This is a genomic window from Aminobacterium thunnarium, assembly GCF_055390565.1.
The window spans coordinates 483,454-499,915 of record NZ_AP042412.1 but is presented as its reverse complement, the minus strand read 5'-3'; the positions used below and the strand labels follow the sequence as shown (position 1 = coordinate 499,915).

Here is a 16,462-nt window from a genome sequence, read left to right as displayed (position 1 = left end):
AACCCCCCTTCAAAAATGCCTAGGCGCACATTTATTTGTATATTATAATCGCTTTATGAGATGCATACTTGTAGTTCTGGATGGATTAGGCGATAAGGGAATAGCAGCTATAGGGAAGCATACTCCCCTTCAAGCTGCTCGGACACCTAATTTAGACTATATTGCAGAAACGGGAAGTTGCGGACTCTATCACAGTTGTCTGCAAGGACAGGCTATGCCCAGTGAAATGGCCCATTTTATTATGTTCGGTTATGATCTTGCTGACTTTCCTGGAAGGGGGTACATAGAAGCAAAAGCGGAAGGTTTTCCCGTTCAGGATAATGAAGTCGCTCTCCTCTCAAGAACATTTTCTGTTGCCAAAACAAATAATTTTTATATTCTAAAGGTTGAAAAAATGGATTTGGCACCAGATCTGCTGAAGCCTCTTCACGAAGCCATTAGATTTTATCGAAAAGACAACATAGAAATAGAATTTATTCCTACAAAAGGCATTGCTGGACTTTCTATTATGCGCGGATTGGGACTTTCTTCGGAAGTTACAGATTCGAATCCTATCTACGAAGAGCGCCCCATAATGAAGGTCCTTCCAAGAAAAGACGCCTGCGATTTTAAAAAAGCCCAATATACGGCAGCGATTCTCAATGAATATGTAAAATGGTCATATTTGGTTTTATCATCCCATCCTATAAACATAAAGAGAGTAAACAATAACGAGCCTCCCGTAAACTTTATTGGCCTTCAAAGAGCAGGACAATATCGTCCTCTTCTTCCCTTTCATGAAAAATGGGGGCTTAAGGCCTTGTGTATTGCTTCTGGAGCAATTTATCATGGTTTATGTTCTATTCTTAGTATGGATATACAGCGAGTCAAAGATTCAATCTTTCCTGGCAAAGACTTGGAGGAAAGACTTCGCATGGCCTACTATGCAACTGACTACGACTTTATCTATGTTCATACTAAAGCTACTGACGAGGCAGCACACGAAAGAAATTACCAAAAGAAAATTGATGTTATAGAGCAACTTGATAAGGCTTTTGAATTCGCTCGGAAACACATTATTCCTGATAACGATGTTTTATTTATCGTTACTTCGGATCATTCCACAGCAAGTGTAGGAAATATGATTCATTCAGGAGAAACTGTCCCTATTCTCATGTCAGGATGTTATGCAAGGAAAGATGACGTTAGAAAATTTGACGAAATAAGCTGCGCCCAAGGCTGTCTTGGATTATTGCGAGGACACGAGCTCATGTATATGATTTTGAATTTGCTTGATCGCGGAAAATTGGCGGGTCTCATGGACTCCCCTATCGATCAACCGTATTATCCGGGCCATTACATTCCCTTAAAGGAGTGAAAAGTATGGATGAACGCATAAAAAAAATTCTATTGGAGAAGCCTGATCTCATTTCTGATTTTCCATCGTGGATGTTGCCATCTGAAGAAATAGAAAAGATGCGAAAAACACAGGATATTGTCATTTTAGAAGTAGCAGGAAGAGATAGCTTTGCAGCCCTCTTCAAGTATATGGAAAATAACACTGTAAAGGGCATCTTGCCAACAATAGCTTATACCGCAACCGAATACGGCCCTTGGGAATGCCTATACGATAACCTTGATTACATGAAAGATCATTTGAGTACACTCTCTGTTAATATTTTTACTCCTGTTGTTATGGGAGCCCCTTCACTCTGGAAAAAGCTTTGCGGCTCAATCACCACCAAATCTATTCAAAAATTTGGATTCTATACCCCTTGTATCGGTTGCCACTTATATTTACACGCTATTCGCATCCCCTTAGCTCTTCTCATCGGAGCCAAGGCGGTTATAGCCGGAGAGCGAGAATCCCACAACGGTATGTTGAAAATCAACCAGCTACGTGTATCCCTTGAAGGCTATCTCAGCTTATATAAAAAATTCGATCTCTCTTTGGAAATGCCTATAAGATATGTGAAACAAAGCAGCGATATAGAAAAAATACTAGGCGTTCCGTGGGGTCGGGGGAAACGTCAATTAGAATGTGTTCTAAGTGGTAATTATGTAGATGAAAATGGAAATGTCACCTATGATGAAGATGCTATAAAAAAATACCTCAACGACTTCGCCATACCTCTTATAGAAAATTACATTCGAAAAAACATTAGTAATTAAGGTTTTCTGTATAACCGCACATAAAAAAAGGGAAACACAAAATGTGTTTCCCTTTTCAACTCAGATATGGTGCGGAGGGGGAGACTCGAACTCCCACAGCCCAGAGGCCACAAGGTCCTTAGCCTTGCGCGTCTACCTGTTCCGCCACCCCCGCAGAACGACGGTTATTATAATAGGGCTTACCTATTAAGTCAATACGTTTATAAGCTAAAAAACTAAAATTCTCTTCTTTCTTTAATACGAGCAGCTTTTCCGCTGAGTTTTCTCAGATAATAAAGCTTTGCTCTGCGTACTTTACCAAGACGTTTCACTTCTATCTTATCGATTGATGGGCAGTGGATAGGGAAAACCCTCTCTACTCCTATGCCATTCGATATTTTTCTAACTGTAAACGTCTCGTTTACCCCGCCATGTTTACGGGCAATAACAACACCCTCGAAAACCTGAATACGTTCGCGTGCTCCTTCTGTTACTTTAACGTGAACTCGCACAGTATCTCCTGCCCGAAAGGCTGGTACTTCGTCTTCGTTCTTCATATATTTCTTTTCTACCAGTTTAATGGCATCCATTGCTAACCCTCCTTACTCGCATTACGAAATCTTTTATCTCCAACCGAAAAACCTGTCAAGAGTAACGCCCACAGCGGTTCGAACCGAAAGATGATTATAATCTTCCATTCCCCCAGAAAGCGGTTGCAAAAGTGCGGAACACTTATTCAGAACATCTTCGTGTAAGCCGGAAGCCGTACCGAAGAGAAAAAGAACAGGTTTCTGCAACTCAAGAAGAGTGCGCTTCATTTCAAGCCAATGAATAGCTTCATCATGAAACTTTGCAGTTGTCGCTATTACTAAAGGTTCGTCATGCTCTTTATCTTTTATCCACTGAATAGCTCTATCAACATTTGAAACCGTTTTCATAACCTTAAATGCTTCCGCTCTACTGGGATAAGAGGTAGCACCATACCCCTCTACCCAATGTGAAGCCACGGTTTTAGCAAGTTCTCTTTGGCTTTTCAAAGGAGTTATTACAAGAAACTTCCGCACCCCATAGGTACGGCAAGAACGACTAATATCAGAAAGATCCAACCCTGTAAGCGCTGCTGTTGTTTTTTCCCCACAACGATCAATTACAGGATGGTGCACTAAGGCCACATATACACCTTTCTCCAAATAAGAAGAAATATTCGCCCGACTGAGCAAATCAGGACGTCTACATAATGTACGTTGAACAGCCTGCTGCTTTCGCCATCTGTCTATTTCCTTATCATTACCAGAAAGAAGTACAGGTGGAACTTCTTTATCTTCCCATACTGCCGGTCGTGTGAAATGTGGGAAATCTAACATTCCTCTAAAAAAGGAATCCTCCTCTACAGCACCATTTCGCCCTACCACATCGGGAACAAGGCGAGCCATAGAATCGATAATGGCCATAGCGGGAATTTCTCCCCCCGTTAAAACATAATCTCCAATGGAAACTTCAACATCAACATACTTTTCCGAAAAACGTTCGTCTATTCCTTCATAATGCCCACAGATAATGATGATGTGCTCTCGACTAGCAAGAGACTCAACCATTTCTTGCGTAAGCATTGCCCCCTGAGGACTAGGATAGACTACCGTTGACATTCCAGAAGAAGTCTGTCGAGCTTTTTCCAACGCTTTTGTGAGAGGCTCTGGCATGAGAACCATACCGTCCCCGCCAAAAGAATAGTCGTCTATCTGATGATAGTTACCAAGCCCAAATTCTCGAAGATTGATAACGTCGACGTCTATTAGTTTTTTTTCAACGGCCCGGCCAATAATGCTTGTAGAAAGGAAGTCGTTAAAAAACTCGGGAAATGCTGTAATAATAGTAACGTGCATTATTCCCACAATCCTTCAATAAGTTCTATTTTCATGGTTTGATTTTCAATATCCACTTCTTTGATAAACTCTGAAACTGCTGGAATAAAGTGTTCTTTGCCATCTTCTGAAATAACGGCATAGATATCCATTTCCCCTGCAGAAAAAACATCCTTTATTTTTCCTAAATAACAATTAGTTGTTTTCTCATACACATCGACACCGATTAGATCATCAACCCAATATTCCCCTTCTTCCAAAGCATACCTTTCTTCCTCGGGAATTTTGATCAAACCACCCCTGAGACACTCTGCCTCTTCAACTGTCTGAAGTTCCATCGTATCGGCAATGAGAACTCCCTTGTTTTCAGCAATTCTAATCTTTTCAATGGAGAGAACAGTCATTAAAGAGTCGTCTTCACCGTAAACTGCAAGGCTCTCCATCATAAGGAAACGACGAGGGAAATCAGTGAGAGGCATAATTTTTATGCTCCCCCGAATTCCGTGTACCCCTATGATACGCCCTATAGTTACAAGATTACGGTTTTCCATGACTGTCACCTCAGTCTGCTACGATATCAACTTCCACTCTTTCGTTTTCTTTCACTGCCGCAGCCTTGACTACTAAACGTATAGCATTAATTGTAGCTCCACGTTTCCCTATAACTCGCCCCACATCTTCAGGCGCAACTTTAATCAATACCATCACTATGCCGCGATCATTCATTTCTGAAGTGATAAGTACTTGATCAGGGTCTGTAACAAGGTGATCGACAATATACTTAACGAGATTCTGGTAGTTAGACATCATTATTCAGCAGAATTTTTCTCTGCGGCAAATTTTTCCCACACGCCAGCTTTCTTCAATATGCCACGAGCGGTATCAGAAGCTGACGCTCCGTTTTTCAACCAACGAAGAGCCTTTTCTTCGTCAACCTGAATCACTGCGGGATCTTCCATCGGATTATATACTCCAAGAAGATCGATGAAACGTCCATCTCGCGGTGATCTAGAATCGGCGACTACAAGCCGGTAAAATGGGTTTTTCTTACGCCCATATCGGGCCAAACGAATTCGAACTGCCATTGACTATGACACCTCCTGCTTTTACAAAAAATAGATCTATTCTTTCTTTGCCCTCCTATATGGATACTAGAAGGGTAAACCTTTACCGCCAAAAAGACCTTTAGGGAGACGAGGTCCCTTTTTGCCCTTCCCCATATATTTCCAAAGTTGTTTCATTTGATCATATTGTTTAAGAAGTTGATTTACCATTTGTACGCTGGTACCAGAACCTTCAGCTATGCGCCGCCTGCGGCTTCCCTTTATAATTTGAGGATTGCGCCGCTCCTCTATTGTCATAGACTGAATGATAGCTTTGGATTGTTTTAATCGTTTAGGGTCAAGCTCCGCATTTTTCAACTCTTTCATTTTTCCCATGCCAGGAAGCATATCCATAATCTTATCAAGAGGCCCAAGCTTCTCTATTTGTTCAAACTGCAACAAAAGATCTTCCATGGTAAGCTTGTCTTTCTTAAGACTTTTAGTAATTTTTTCGACATCTTCCTGTGATGTAACCTGCTGAACACGCTCTGCCAAGCCCATAACATCGCCCATACCAATAATACGCTGGGCCATTCGTCGCGCATCAAAAAGCTCTATAGCATCAATGCCTTCGCCTATACCTGCAAATTTTATAGGAACATTCGTCGTTGCCCGAATAGCTAATGCAGCACCACCGCGGGCATCTCCATCCAACTTGCTTAAAACTGCCCCTGTCAAAGTCAGTTTTTCGTGGAAACTGGACGCTACCTTTACTGCTTCCTGCCCTGTCATGGCGTCTACAACTAACAATACTTCGTGGGGCTGCACAAGTTCTTTCAATTGGCTAAGCTCATCCATCAAATCTTCATCTACGTGTAATCTACCTGCTGTGTCAAAAATGACAAGATCATTGAGATGAGCCTCTGCATAGGCAAGAGCCTCTTTGGCAACTTTAAGAACATCTTGAGTGTTATCGGATGGGCCGTAAAAAGCAACTTTGCTTTGTTGCGCAAGAACTTTTAACTGCTCTATAGCTGCCGGACGTCTGAGGTCACATGCAACGACAAGAGGTCTGTGCGCATTCTGAAGGCGCTTTGCTATTTTAACTGTTGTTGTCGTCTTACCACTTCCCTGCAAACCAACCATCATGCAAAGAGTTGGTGGCTTAGAAGCAATGGTAAAAGGAACCACATCAGCCCCCATAAGGCTAACTAATTCCTCATAAACAATGGCGATAACCTGCTGGCCAGGAGTTATGGAATCAAGAACCTCACGCCCAACGCAGCGTTCACGAATTGAATCAACAAGTGATTTAACTACTTTGTAATCCACATCAGCTTCAAGAAGGGCACGCCGTACTTCTCTTAAGGCCGAACTTACATCTTCCTCAGATAATTTACCCTTCCCTTTTAATGCATCAAATACAGATTCCAAACGTTCTTTCAATGCTTCAAACATATATACGATCCCTCCCAGGAAAAGGGGGTAGTAACTCACTACAAACTTTTTTCCAAATTCTCTATTTGCTTTTCAAGGTTCGTTATCCGAGCATGAAGCTTTAGGAGTTCTTCCAACTCTTCGAGTCTGCTTTTCGCTCTTGTTATAAGATCAAAAACAGCTTGCCTTGATGTATTTAAACGCTCAGCTATCTCTGAAATGGAAAGATCTGAGAATTCATGATATTCATAGGCGTTCCGTTGTTTTTCTGTCAAAAGAGGGCCATACAAATCATAAAGCTCGTTAAGGTAAAGACGTTCTTTAAGAAGATTTTCCTCGTTCATAATAAAATCGAACCTCCTCTTAAAACAGAAAAATTATACGCTTCACCACTTTGAGTGTCAAGAGAAAAACCTTTACAGCATAGCTGGACTTTTTTCACATTTCTTGTAATTATAAGGAGGTTGATCTTCGGCCCTTATGGGCAATAGAAGGAGGCACGAATATGACACATTCACAAGATCCATTTGCAGCCGCACAATCTACAAGTAATCGTCAGTTAGGTCTCGAAGTTGTAAAAGCCCTGTCATCAAAAGGCTTTGAAGCGGTCTATGCTGACAATCGTCAACAAGCCCTCGATGAGGTTTTAAACCTCATCCCTCAAAATTCAACTGTTGGAATTCCTGGAAGCGTCACCATCAGACAAATCGGCGCTCTTGAAAAACTCTCAGAACGAGGATGTACTATTGCTCAGCATTGGGATCCCTCTCTCTCGCCAGAAGAAAAGAAAGAGGTTCTTAAAAAAGAGTTTCTATCTGACTATTTTCTAACAAGTTCCAATGCGCTGACTCAAGATGGCATGCTTGTTAATATTGATGGAACAGGAAATAGAGTGAGTGCTATGGCATGGGGTACAAATACTCTAATTTTTGTTGTAGGAATAAATAAAATAGCACGAGATATAGACAGTGCCCTTGCACGGATACGAGATAAAGCTACGCCTCCAAATGCTATTCGATTAAATATTGATACTCCATGTACTCATGTAGGTCATTGTGTTAATTGCAATAGTCAATCACGTGTTTGCAGAGCTGTACTCATTTTGGAACGTCCCACTATGGGAAGAAAAACCCACGTTATAGTTGTAGGAGAGAATCTTGGTTACTAAACACAAAGATGCATTCTTCCTATTTCTCGTGTAAACTTAACGGACCTGAGGAGGGATGCTCAAATGCCCAAGAGAGGGAAAATAGCACTTGTAGTCGCTGGAGGGCAAATTGGATTAAAAAGAGATGAAGAGACGGGAAGACAGCCTTCCCTAAATGGAGAAACAATGCTTTCATGGCTTCCAGAGAGCCTAACGGAAAATGTGGTGCTTGTGGATTGGAGTCATCAACCAAGCAGCCATTATTCTATACGTATGACAACTGATCTCATTCAAATATTGAATAAACTCGTTGTCGATGGCATTGACGGAATTGTTGTTTCAAGTGGTACTGACACGCTAGAAGAGATGGCCTATTTAACAGATCTTCTGTGGGCCTATCCTCAGCCTGTCATATTTACAGCAGCAACGTTACCTTACGACCTTGCCGGAACAGATGCTGTTATTAATTTAACTCAAGCCCTTAATGCCGCTTCTTCTCAAAAATGTTGGGGACTGGGAGTAATGATATGCCTGCAGGACCAACTTTTTGCCGCCGCAGAAATAACAGAAGAAACTAATCATCGAAGGAACGCCTTTATTTCTCCAGACAGAGGCCCCGTTGGAGAAATAATAGGGGAAGATATTCATATACTCAGGGTATATAAACGAGGGAAAATACTTGAAGGAAATCTGGTGCCAGCAAGAAACGTTGAGTTAATATATGCAAATCTTGGAGGAGGCGAGATTCTCGTCAAGATACTTTCTGAAACAACGGATAAAGATCTGGATGGTCTTGTCATTGCGGGGTTTGGCGACGGCGCCGTTCCGCCCTCTTGGATTCCATTTCTAAGAAAAATTATACGAGATGATATTCCTGTTGTTATAACCTCGCGATGTTTCATGGGACGTACTCGTCAATTCTTTGCTTACGAAGGAAGTTTAAATAAACTTCTTGAATTGGGTGCTTATGATGGTGGGAATTTACGCCCACTTCAGGCTCGTTTAAAGCTAGCTGCCGGATTGGGCGCCGGGCTAAAAGGCCCAGATCTTCAAAAATACCTCTATAATGGTTAATAGAAAAGAAGGCGAAGGAATTTTATTTCCTTCGCCTTCTTTTTCCTTTTACAACATATGAACAACATCAAAAATCATTTTTGCTGCACTCGCAAAAATTACTGTAGCTAGAACCCATCTTAACCAATTGTTTCCCTTTGCAATACTAAATCGAGCGCCTAAAAAGCCACCTATCATCGTGCCACATGCAATAATAAGCCCTGTCTGTAAATGCACTAATCCCCGAGAAGCGAAGAGGAGCAAGCTAATAGCTGTGTAACATAGAATAACTGTAACTTTAATTGCGTTAGAATGTAACAAGTCATATCCCGTCAAACCAACAAAAGCCCAAATAAAGAAAAAGCCTACTCCAGCCTGAACAAAACCACCATAGATACCTATAAAGAAAAAGATAATTCTAAGCAACCATGGAGAACCTCTGCGAACGCCTGTACCTTCCCACATTTTTGGCTTAATCACGAGGAGAACAGCCATTATACAAATTAAAATAGAGATAACAATTCGCAAAAAAATTTCATTGAGCTCTATAGCCAAGAAAGTTCCTGCGACTGCCCCTAAAGCTGCTGGAATAATAAAAAATAGCGCTTCCTTAGGACGCAAAACCCCCTCTTTGTGGAACTTCCCGCTCGCAACAAGATTCTGCATGAAAATCCCCACACGATTCGTTGCATTTGCTACGCTCATATCCATTCCAAGAAAAACGAGAAGAGGCAACATCAACATACTTCCGCCACCAGCGACTACATTTAAGAAACCTGCGACTATACCTACGATTAAAATAAGTGCTACGTTAAAAAACGACACTCCTACCACCCCATTGTAAGACGAAACTTAATATTCTTAAAATGTAGCCTGTTCCATGATACAATATTGAAAAGATCATTTCCCACCGGGAGGTGTAGAAATGAAATACGCAGCGACTGATGAAATGATAGTAATACGTCTCACTGATGGAGAAGACATCCATAATTCCATCAATTATGTGTGCAAAGAACAGGATGTTGACTCTGCGGTTATTGTCTCGGCGGCAGGCATGGTATCAAGCGTCACTTTCGGTTGGTTTAATGGTAAGGAATACGAAAAAGTCACGTATAACGAAGTTATGGAACTCTCTGCTCTGAGTGGAAACGTCAGTTACAAACAGGCAGGAATATATCCTCATTTACACGCAGTATTTAGTCGCCCCGACCATACATGCCTCGCTGGTCATATCTTACACGCGGTCACTTTTCACAATATTGAAATATGCATTATTCCCCTCAAAACTCTTTATTTAAATCGAGAATTCGACGAATGGTTTGAAGCGTTAGCTCCAGAAAAACGTCTATAGGTCTTTTTTAATATCAGCTTTTTCTCCTTCCGTAAGACGGCATAATTCTTCGGGAGAAACGGGGAAAAATGCATGATCAGTACCAGCAGCAGCCCATACAGTTTCATACTGGAAAAGATCCTCATCTAAAAAAGTGGGGATCTTTTCCGGATATCCAACTGGAGAAACCCCACCTATTTTGTACCCCGAGTATTCGTAAACAAATTCTGGAGATGCCATTTTTATTTTCTTAGCTCTCAGAATTTTTTTTACTTTCTTTGTATCAACCCTATTCGGCCCCGACATAAGAGCCAATAGAGGTTCCTCATCAGCCAACAAAAGGAGCGTCTTCAAAATATGTTCCTCAGGTGCTCCTACTGCATGAGCAGCATCCTCAACCGTAAAAATAGTTTCCTTGCTTATGGTGATATTTCCTTCGTAACCGTTCTCATCAAGGAAAGCCTTAACGTTGTCTACTGGATCAAAAACTACGTCCGTCGACACCAGTTACACCTCCTGTGTTTTTTTTATTCTTTCAGACAAAAACTCTATAAGCAACTCCATTGCTCGGGTAGAAACTGTGCCATACGTGATGTAAAAAGAGCGCTTTAATGCCGGGCTAAAAGGTATTTTTGCTAATCGAGGATTTTTCTCCACTGCCAATTTTGAAACTATCCCCGCCTCCGCACCTGATTCAACGGCATTAACCACAGCAGACACATGACCAAAGCTTAACCCAAGCTCTTTTTCTTCTCCGTAATATTCTTTGAAAGCATCTTGCCATAATCTACGAGTAGCGGAACCTGGAACGCGCCCCACAATATCAAGAGCCTCTATATCTTTCATTGTTATTGACTTCCGTAGAGCTAAGGGATGATTCGGTGGAACAATAAGAACGAGTTCATCTTCACATAGCGGATACGACTCTAGTCCTGAAGTATTGCGGCTAAATCCAGTGACAGCCAGATCCACTTCTTTCGTAACGAGTTTTTCGATAGCTTCTCTAGAATCAGATATGTAAACTTCAACATCTATTGAAGGATATTCTTTGCGAAATTCGACAAGCATCGATGGCAACACAAAATCTCCCGGAATTGAACTGGCACTTATAGTGACAGTTCCTGCTACTTCTGCTGAAGCGTTAGAAACTTCTCGTTTTATATCATTCAAAGAAGAAACAACTTTCTTAGCAAAATTGTAAAGGATCTCGCCCTCTACTGTAAGCTTAGAACATTTCTGTCCTCTTACAAAAATTTTAATACCCATCTCTTTTTCAAGACGAGCTATATGTTTACTCACCGCTGGTTGGGAGATTCCTAAAGATGCTGCAGCCCCTGAAATACTCCCTTTTTCAAGAATTTCTACAAGGCTTTCAAGCTGTCTGAAATCCACGTCTTTATTCCCCTTTCTTTTATCTTCGTCAATAACAAAATATTTTTAGTCTTTATTTTTACCTTTCATGTAGTATCATTCAGCAGGTAAAAACAGTCAAGAGAGCTTTTTTTGCAACGTAATTTACAATATGTAATCAAGTTTCTATAATACACATTATATGATAACGAAGCTGAAATGGAGGTTTCTATTCTATGAGTTTAGGAATACGCATTAAAACATTACGAAAAGCCGCACGACTAACACAACAAGCCCTTGCAGATAAAACTGATGTGAGTCGAATTTATATACAAGCCCTTGAGAGTAACAGGCGACTTCCATCAATGAAACTTCTTGCGAAATTAGCTCAAGCTCTTGATGTTGAAATCACAGACCTCGTAAAAGGAGCTCCTTCAGACGAAGCAGGAAGAGTTCACCTTGAAGAAGTTCTCGAAAATGCAGAAGACGTAGAAATTTGGTATAAGAGCTATCGTTTTTCTAAAAATGAACTCTCTTTCATAAAGCAAATTATAGAAGCAACTGTCTCTTTTTGGCAAAACGAAAATATAGATCAGAAAGGCTAATGAAAAAAGATGAAACGAAGAGCAGTCTTCCTCCCTATGAGAAATTGCCCACATCGCTGCATATACTGTGATCAGGGGGCCATAACAGGAGAATATCAACCACCATCACCTTGGGAAGTCAAAAATATGCTGGCAGAGCTTTCTGAACCAGTTGAGCTTTGTTATTTTGGCGGAAGTTTTACGTGTCAACCATTGACATTGCAGGAGGAATATCTGAAAGCGTTAGAAACAGCGCCTGTTGGTAGTTGTGTTCGCTTCTCTACTCATCCTCTGTGTATTTCCGAAGAGAGGCTGCAATGGTTAAAACAGTTTCCCGTTTCTATGATTGAGCTGGGGATATCCTCTCTTGATGATCATATTCTCTCTCTCTGCAATAGAGGATATTCTGAAAAGGAGGCTTTACACGCTCTTCATCTCATTCAGGAAAATGGTTTTTGCGCAGCTGCTCAAATGATGGTAGGACTTCCTGAACAAACTTTGGAAAGTTCTCTCAGTGACATACAAAAACTTGCAGAACTAAAAGGGCCTTGTGAAATGACTCTTCGTTTTTATCCTTGTCTTGTGCTAAGAAATACAGCGTTGGAACAACTTTTAATAATGCAAAGATATGAACCGCTATCTGTGGAAGAAGCTGCCCATTGGGTAGGCTCTCTCCTTTATAATGCGCGAAAATTAGGGTTCGCTGTCCAACGTGTGGGACTTCAAGAAACGGAAACTTTAGAAGAATCTGTGGTAGCTGGACCTCACCATCCAGCTTTTGGAGAATTAGCCAAGAGTATAGCACTAGCTCTTGCATTAATAGAGAATGCTCCTCAAGGCCCCTGGACTGTTTTTAAGAAAGATATATCTTTATTCAGTGGACATGGTAATTGGGGACTTTCTGTGTTATCTTCAATGACCGGTCTAACTCCTAAAGCAACTAAAGATCGCCTTTTTATATGGGATAATCTTCACTAACTTTTGTTCATTATTGACGGAAATCATAACTTGAAATAAACTCAAGTACACAGAACCTTATTAAAAGGGTTTTCTGCTACATGGAGGTGTTTTTATGTCTGATCAGGATTTTTTGGATCTCTTAAGGCAGAAAATGGATGGTATGCCTAACAAAGCAAGACGGGTTGTTGAATACATTCTTGCAAATTCAAGAGAAGCTGCTTTTTTATCTATCGGAGAGGTTGCTGATAAGCTGGATGTTTCCAAAGCGCAACTTGTTCGAGTAGCAAGGATGCTTGGCTACGATGGGTACGCATCGTTGAAAGATGCTCTTAAAAAGACGGTGTTACAACAAGTTAATCCATCTGCCATGCTTTCGAAAATTATGAAAGATCACAAAGACATACCCGACGAAATATATCGTCTCGAACATGCCAATATTGACGACACGTGGAATCAAATTCAGGCAGATCAGGTTTCGACTTTTTGTTCTATGTTGCAAGAAGGCAAGACTATTTTTTGCGTAGGCTGGGGAATATCTGCTCTGGTAGCCGAATCTCTTTATACTCGTCTTCTAGAGTTAAGTTTGAAAGGAGTTCTTTTAAAGCGAGGATCTCTGGCTCTTATCGAGCAAGCAAGAGCGATAGAAAAAGGAGATATTGTCATTGTTTGCGAATTGCCTAGCTATGTAATAGAGGTTACGGACTCGATAAAGTTGGCAGCTGAACGAGGAGCTCGGATTATTACGATTACTGATAGTCCAGCTGCCCCTGTATGTAAGTTCGCCAAACTTTCTTTCTTTGTCAGCGATATGAGCCCTACTTTTGGCAGTTCAATAATAGGGCCTATCTTCTTGATTCACATTCTTACGTCTGTTTTAGCAGCAAACATGGGCGATCAAGCTAAGAAAGCGCTTGAACGACAAGCCAAAGGCTTGCATGATGAGCGAATATATTATCCTACATATGAACTTCGATATTAGGAGTGTAAATTACACTTTCAGAATCAATTCGTCTCCTGGATTTAATATTTTGACATTTGCTCTTTTACCTACAAGGGTTGCGAATTCTTTTGGATTCGCCTTAATAAGATCAAATGTATTGTAATGTATCGGTACAACGATTGATGGTTGAATAAAGTCTACAGCCTTTACAGCATCATAAATATCCATTACAAAATTGCCACCAATAGGAAGAAGGGCGACATTGACGTGCTCTTCTTTCAAAAGGTGCATTTCCATTGAGAGACCGGTATCACCAGCATGGTATATCTTTTGACCGTGAATCTCGATGAGAAAACCACATGGATTTCCCCCTGCTACAACATTTCCATTTTCGTCAGTAAGGTCGGATCCATGAAGAGCTGGAGTCATTTTCACCCTGCCAAAGGGAAATTCAAAAGAACCGCCAATATGCATTGGATGACACGAAATGTTCTTTTTTCCCAGATATTGTGAAATCTCGAAATTAGAAATTACGATCGCTTGAGTACGCCGACAGATTTCTACTGTGTCTCCTAAATGATCTCCGTGACCGTGGGTCACAAAGATGTAATCAATCTTATCGAAAGAATCAAGAGTATCTACAGCTTGAGGGTTACCTGTAATAAAAGGATCGATTAGAAATTTCTCCTTTTCTGTTTCGATAAGAAAAGCAGAATGTCCCACATAATAGATGCGAATCATATCTAACAGCTCCTTTCTCAAAATATAAGAATGTTAAAAAAGGCCGGATTTAAATCCGGCCTTTTTTGAATTCCTTTAATCCTCTTCAATATGGGCAACACTTTCAATATAAAGTTCCTGAAGCTGATCTAAACTTACAACAGAAGGTGCCCCCGACATCAAGCATTGCGCTTTTTGCGTCTTTGGGAAGGCCATAACATCGCGTATTGATGTAGCCCCGCACAAAAGCATTACAAGACGATCAACACCAAAAGCAATTCCTCCATGGGGAGGTGTTCCTGAACTTAATGCGTCTAGCAAAAATCCAAAACGCTTTCGTGCCTCTTCTCTGCTAAAAGCCAAACACTCGAAAACTTTTTCTTGAACTTCTGGGTCGTGGATTCGAATAGAACCTCCACCAACCTCGTTCCCGTTTAATACGCAGTCATAAGCACGAGATCTGACTTTTTGAGGGTTACTCTCCAATAATTCAAGATCCTCCAGAACAGGAGAGGTAAAGGGATGGTGAACAGCAACCCATCTATTTTCTTCCTCGTCACGCTCAAAAAGTGGGAAGTGTACAACCCACAAAAACTCCCATTTTCCGCTATTAATAAGACCATGCTCTTTTGCAAGTTCTAAACGAAGCTGACCTAAAATCTGGCTTACTGTCAAACGATCAAGATCTGCTAAAACAAAACAGGCGTCTCCTTCTTTCAAAGAAACTGTCTCTATCAAACGTTGTTGCAACTCATCCGAAAGGAACTTTGCCAATGGTCCTTTAAGTTTTCCTTCTTTGAGTTGGAAACATGCAAGTCCGTTAGCTCCAAGCTTCTTTGCTTTTTCCTCAACAAGAGAAACTTCTTTTCTAGAAAGGGAAGCTCCTCCAGGCAAAGGCAACCCTCGTACAAATCCGCCTTTATCAATAAGTTCCTTAAATGGAACAAACTCACTCTCCTTAAAGACCGCGCCCAGATCATGAATTTCAAAGGGTATTCTCAAATCTGGCTTGTCACTTCCGAAACGATCCATAGCTTCCCAATATTCCATCCGCCTAAATGGTGTAGGAATTTTCACAGAAGCTATCTCTTCGAAAAGGCCTGCCATGTACTCCTCAATAAGAGCGTATATATCTTCCTCATCTATGAAGCTCATTTCCATATCAATCTGTGTAAATTCAGGCTGCCTGTCTGCACGAAGATCTTCATCTCTGAAACACTTTACAATCTGAAAATATCGATCAAAGCCGCTTATCATTAAAATTTGTTTAAATATCTGAGGCGATTGTGGCAATGCAAAGAAAGTCCCTGGATTTACACGACTTGGAACTAAGTAATCCCGAGCTCCTTCTGGAGTCGATTTGGTCAGCATTGGAGTTTCAATATCTATAAAGCCATGCTGTGCAAGAAAATCTCTTGTATATCGAGTAATCCTATTTCGTATTCTCAAGTTTTTTTGCATCTTGTCTCGCCGTAAATCAAGATAGCGATAACGCAACCGTAAATTTTCATCGACTTTGTCTGTAGCATCCGATATTTCAAAAGGCAGAGGGGCGGCAGGAGAAAGCAACAAAAAGTCTTCGACAACAACCTCTACTTCTCCCGTTTTCATAGAACTATTTACTGTACCTTCCGGCCTCTTCCCAACTTTGCCACGAACAGAAATAACATATTCACTACGTAATGTTTTGGCTCGTTCATGAACTTCTGGCACAATTTCAGGATTAAAGACAACTTGGGTAACTCCAGTATTATCCCATAGCTCAACAAAGATGAGTCCTCCAAGGTCTCTCCGACGTCGTACCCAACCGTTTAAAACTACTTGTCGTCCTTCATCTTCAAGACGAAGGGCTCCGCACATCTCTGTGCGCTTCCAGAATGCATCAAAATGTTCCGACCTGCTCATT

At 41.1% G+C, this 16,462-nt stretch carries 20 protein-coding genes and 1 tRNA gene; 8 read left to right on the top strand and 13 right to left on the bottom strand.

The window, feature by feature from the left end; translation table 11 throughout:
• Positions 1-55: 55 nt before the first annotated feature.
• Together apgM and ACZ5GY_RS02410 are read left to right on the top strand one after the other, a co-directional pair.
• Positions 56-1,357: a 2,3-bisphosphoglycerate-independent phosphoglycerate mutase gene (gene apgM / locus ACZ5GY_RS02415; RefSeq protein WP_213699326.1), complete on the top strand. Its 1,302-nt coding sequence runs from the start codon at positions 56-58 to the stop codon at positions 1,355-1,357.
• Between the two features lie 5 nt (positions 1,358-1,362).
• Positions 1,363-2,151, top strand: coding sequence for a hypothetical protein (locus ACZ5GY_RS02410; protein ID WP_464111961.1), 789 nt, complete (start codon positions 1,363-1,365; stop codon positions 2,149-2,151).
• A gap of 67 nt (positions 2,152-2,218) precedes the next feature.
• On the opposite strand, the gene ACZ5GY_RS02405 is transcribed toward ACZ5GY_RS02410, so the two are convergent.
• The 8 genes from ACZ5GY_RS02405 to ylxM all read right to left on the bottom strand — a co-directional run bounded on the left by ACZ5GY_RS02405 (position 2,219) and on the right by ylxM (position 6,816).
• Positions 2,219-2,305, bottom strand: a tRNA-Leu gene (locus tag ACZ5GY_RS02405).
• Positions 2,306-2,366: 61 nt separating this feature from the next.
• Positions 2,367-2,720 (bottom strand): 50S ribosomal protein L19, encoded by a 354-nt coding sequence (rplS, locus tag ACZ5GY_RS02400; protein ID WP_213690313.1) that lies wholly within the window; start codon positions 2,718-2,720, stop codon positions 2,367-2,369.
• A gap of 33 nt (positions 2,721-2,753) precedes the next feature.
• Positions 2,754-4,013: a tRNA (guanosine(37)-N1)-methyltransferase TrmD gene (gene trmD / locus ACZ5GY_RS02395; RefSeq protein ID WP_213690314.1), complete on the bottom strand. Its 1,260-nt coding sequence runs from the start codon at positions 4,011-4,013 to the stop codon at positions 2,754-2,756.
• Complete coding sequence (rimM, locus tag ACZ5GY_RS02390; protein ID WP_213690315.1) at positions 4,013-4,543, bottom strand: ribosome maturation factor RimM; 531 nt, start codon at positions 4,541-4,543, stop codon at positions 4,013-4,015. The genes trmD and rimM overlap by 1 nt, the downstream gene beginning before the upstream one ends.
• A 10-nt stretch (positions 4,544-4,553) precedes the next feature.
• On the bottom strand, positions 4,554-4,802 hold the full coding sequence (locus ACZ5GY_RS02385) for a KH domain-containing protein (protein ID WP_323402049.1): 249 nt from the start codon (positions 4,800-4,802) through the stop codon (positions 4,554-4,556).
• Positions 4,802-5,077 carry a 30S ribosomal protein S16 gene (gene rpsP, locus ACZ5GY_RS02380; protein WP_213690316.1) on the bottom strand — a complete coding sequence of 92 codons (276 nt, stop codon included), beginning with the start codon at positions 5,075-5,077 and terminating at the stop codon, positions 4,802-4,804. Before rpsP ends, ACZ5GY_RS02385 begins: the two co-directional genes overlap by 1 nt.
• A 66-nt stretch (positions 5,078-5,143) precedes the next feature.
• Positions 5,144-6,493, bottom strand: a complete 1,350-nt coding sequence (ffh, locus tag ACZ5GY_RS02375) for a signal recognition particle protein (protein WP_213690317.1) — start codon at positions 6,491-6,493, stop codon at positions 5,144-5,146.
• Between the two features lie 38 nt (positions 6,494-6,531).
• Entirely contained in the window at positions 6,532-6,816 is a 285-nt protein-coding gene (ylxM, locus tag ACZ5GY_RS02370) for a YlxM family DNA-binding protein (protein ID WP_213690318.1), read from the bottom strand.
• Between the two features lie 161 nt (positions 6,817-6,977).
• On the opposite strand from ylxM, the gene ACZ5GY_RS02365 reads away from it, so the two are divergent.
• Together ACZ5GY_RS02365 and ACZ5GY_RS02360 are read left to right on the top strand one after the other, a co-directional pair.
• Positions 6,978-7,640 carry a lactate utilization protein gene (locus ACZ5GY_RS02365; RefSeq protein WP_213690319.1) on the top strand — a complete coding sequence of 221 codons (663 nt, stop codon included), beginning with the start codon at positions 6,978-6,980 and terminating at the stop codon, positions 7,638-7,640.
• A gap of 63 nt (positions 7,641-7,703) precedes the next feature.
• A complete protein-coding gene (locus ACZ5GY_RS02360) occupies positions 7,704-8,693 on the top strand; it encodes an asparaginase (RefSeq protein ID WP_213699324.1) in 990 nt (329 codons plus the stop codon).
• Between the two features lie 48 nt (positions 8,694-8,741).
• Here the strand turns inward: ACZ5GY_RS02360 and ACZ5GY_RS02355 are convergent, their stop codons facing one another.
• The gene (locus tag ACZ5GY_RS02355; RefSeq protein ID WP_213690321.1) at positions 8,742-9,497 is read right to left on the bottom strand and encodes a sulfite exporter TauE/SafE family protein; all 756 of its coding nucleotides are present in this window, start codon (positions 9,495-9,497) and stop codon (positions 8,742-8,744) included.
• A gap of 100 nt (positions 9,498-9,597) precedes the next feature.
• Here ACZ5GY_RS02355 and ACZ5GY_RS02350 point away from each other — a divergent pair, with 100 nt between their 5' ends.
• Complete coding sequence (locus ACZ5GY_RS02350) at positions 9,598-10,023, top strand: PPC domain-containing DNA-binding protein (protein ID WP_213690322.1); 426 nt, start codon at positions 9,598-9,600, stop codon at positions 10,021-10,023.
• Here ACZ5GY_RS02350 and ACZ5GY_RS02345 read toward each other — a convergent pair.
• Both ACZ5GY_RS02345 and ACZ5GY_RS02340 read right to left on the bottom strand, forming a co-directional pair.
• The gene (locus ACZ5GY_RS02345) at positions 10,018-10,506 is read right to left on the bottom strand and encodes a YbaK/EbsC family protein (protein ID WP_213690323.1); all 489 of its coding nucleotides are present in this window, start codon (positions 10,504-10,506) and stop codon (positions 10,018-10,020) included. The two genes, ACZ5GY_RS02350 and ACZ5GY_RS02345, sit on opposite strands and share 6 nt — an antisense overlap.
• A gap of 3 nt (positions 10,507-10,509) precedes the next feature.
• Positions 10,510-11,394, bottom strand: coding sequence for a LysR substrate-binding domain-containing protein (locus ACZ5GY_RS02340; RefSeq protein ID WP_213690324.1), 885 nt, complete (start codon positions 11,392-11,394; stop codon positions 10,510-10,512).
• A gap of 194 nt (positions 11,395-11,588) precedes the next feature.
• Between ACZ5GY_RS02340 and ACZ5GY_RS02335 the strand changes: the two genes are divergently transcribed.
• The 3 genes from ACZ5GY_RS02335 to ACZ5GY_RS02325 all read left to right on the top strand — a co-directional run bounded on the left by ACZ5GY_RS02335 (position 11,589) and on the right by ACZ5GY_RS02325 (position 13,875).
• Positions 11,589-11,957 (top strand): helix-turn-helix domain-containing protein, encoded by a 369-nt coding sequence (locus ACZ5GY_RS02335; protein ID WP_213690325.1) that lies wholly within the window; start codon positions 11,589-11,591, stop codon positions 11,955-11,957.
• Positions 11,958-11,993: 36 nt separating this feature from the next.
• Positions 11,994-12,914, top strand: a complete 921-nt coding sequence (locus tag ACZ5GY_RS02330; RefSeq protein WP_213699322.1) for a radical SAM protein — start codon at positions 11,994-11,996, stop codon at positions 12,912-12,914.
• Positions 12,915-13,008: 94 nt separating this feature from the next.
• Positions 13,009-13,875 carry a MurR/RpiR family transcriptional regulator gene (locus ACZ5GY_RS02325; protein WP_213690327.1) on the top strand — a complete coding sequence of 289 codons (867 nt, stop codon included), beginning with the start codon at positions 13,009-13,011 and terminating at the stop codon, positions 13,873-13,875.
• A gap of 9 nt (positions 13,876-13,884) precedes the next feature.
• Here ACZ5GY_RS02325 and ACZ5GY_RS02320 read toward each other — a convergent pair whose 3' ends face one another.
• Entirely contained in the window at positions 13,885-14,577 is a 693-nt protein-coding gene (locus ACZ5GY_RS02320) for a metal-dependent hydrolase (RefSeq protein ID WP_464111960.1), read from the bottom strand.
• 75 nt (positions 14,578-14,652) lie between these two features.
• The gene (gene aspS / locus ACZ5GY_RS02315; RefSeq protein WP_213699320.1) at positions 14,653-16,461 is read right to left on the bottom strand and encodes an aspartate--tRNA ligase; all 1,809 of its coding nucleotides are present in this window, start codon (positions 16,459-16,461) and stop codon (positions 14,653-14,655) included.
• Between the last annotated feature and the right edge of the window lies 1 nt (position 16,462).

Bases quoted from the DNA above. Each gene is read 5' to 3' on its own strand.
- ACZ5GY_RS02325 (WP_213690327.1), top strand. From the start codon at position 13,009: ATGTCTGATCAGGATTTTTTGGATCTCTTAAGGCAGAAAATGGATGGT.
- rimM (WP_213690315.1), bottom strand. From the start codon at position 4,543: ATGGAAAACCGTAATCTTGTAACTATAGGGCGTATCATAGGGGTACAC.
- ACZ5GY_RS02330 (WP_213699322.1), top strand. From the start codon at position 11,994: ATGAGAAATTGCCCACATCGCTGCATATACTGTGATCAGGGGGCCATA.
- ylxM (WP_213690318.1), bottom strand. From the start codon at position 6,816: ATGAACGAGGAAAATCTTCTTAAAGAACGTCTTTACCTTAACGAGCTT.
- ACZ5GY_RS02365 (WP_213690319.1), top strand. From the start codon at position 6,978: ATGACACATTCACAAGATCCATTTGCAGCCGCACAATCTACAAGTAAT.
- rpsP (WP_213690316.1), bottom strand. From the start codon at position 5,077: ATGGCAGTTCGAATTCGTTTGGCCCGATATGGGCGTAAGAAAAACCCA.
- ffh (WP_213690317.1), bottom strand. From the start codon at position 6,493: ATGTTTGAAGCATTGAAAGAACGTTTGGAATCTGTATTTGATGCATTA.
- rplS (WP_213690313.1), bottom strand. From the start codon at position 2,720: ATGGATGCCATTAAACTGGTAGAAAAGAAATATATGAAGAACGAAGAC.
- ACZ5GY_RS02335 (WP_213690325.1), top strand. From the start codon at position 11,589: ATGAGTTTAGGAATACGCATTAAAACATTACGAAAAGCCGCACGACTA.
- trmD (WP_213690314.1), bottom strand. From the start codon at position 4,013: ATGCACGTTACTATTATTACAGCATTTCCCGAGTTTTTTAACGACTTC.
- ACZ5GY_RS02360 (WP_213699324.1), top strand. From the start codon at position 7,704: ATGCCCAAGAGAGGGAAAATAGCACTTGTAGTCGCTGGAGGGCAAATT.
- ACZ5GY_RS02320 (WP_464111960.1), bottom strand. From the start codon at position 14,577: ATGATTCGCATCTATTATGTGGGACATTCTGCTTTTCTTATCGAAACA.
- ACZ5GY_RS02385 (WP_323402049.1), bottom strand. From the start codon at position 4,802: ATGATGTCTAACTACCAGAATCTCGTTAAGTATATTGTCGATCACCTT.
- aspS (WP_213699320.1), bottom strand. From the start codon at position 16,461: ATGAGCAGGTCGGAACATTTTGATGCATTCTGGAAGCGCACAGAGATG.
- ACZ5GY_RS02410 (WP_464111961.1), top strand. From the start codon at position 1,363: ATGGATGAACGCATAAAAAAAATTCTATTGGAGAAGCCTGATCTCATT.
- ACZ5GY_RS02350 (WP_213690322.1), top strand. From the start codon at position 9,598: ATGAAATACGCAGCGACTGATGAAATGATAGTAATACGTCTCACTGAT.
- apgM (WP_213699326.1), top strand. From the start codon at position 56: ATGAGATGCATACTTGTAGTTCTGGATGGATTAGGCGATAAGGGAATA.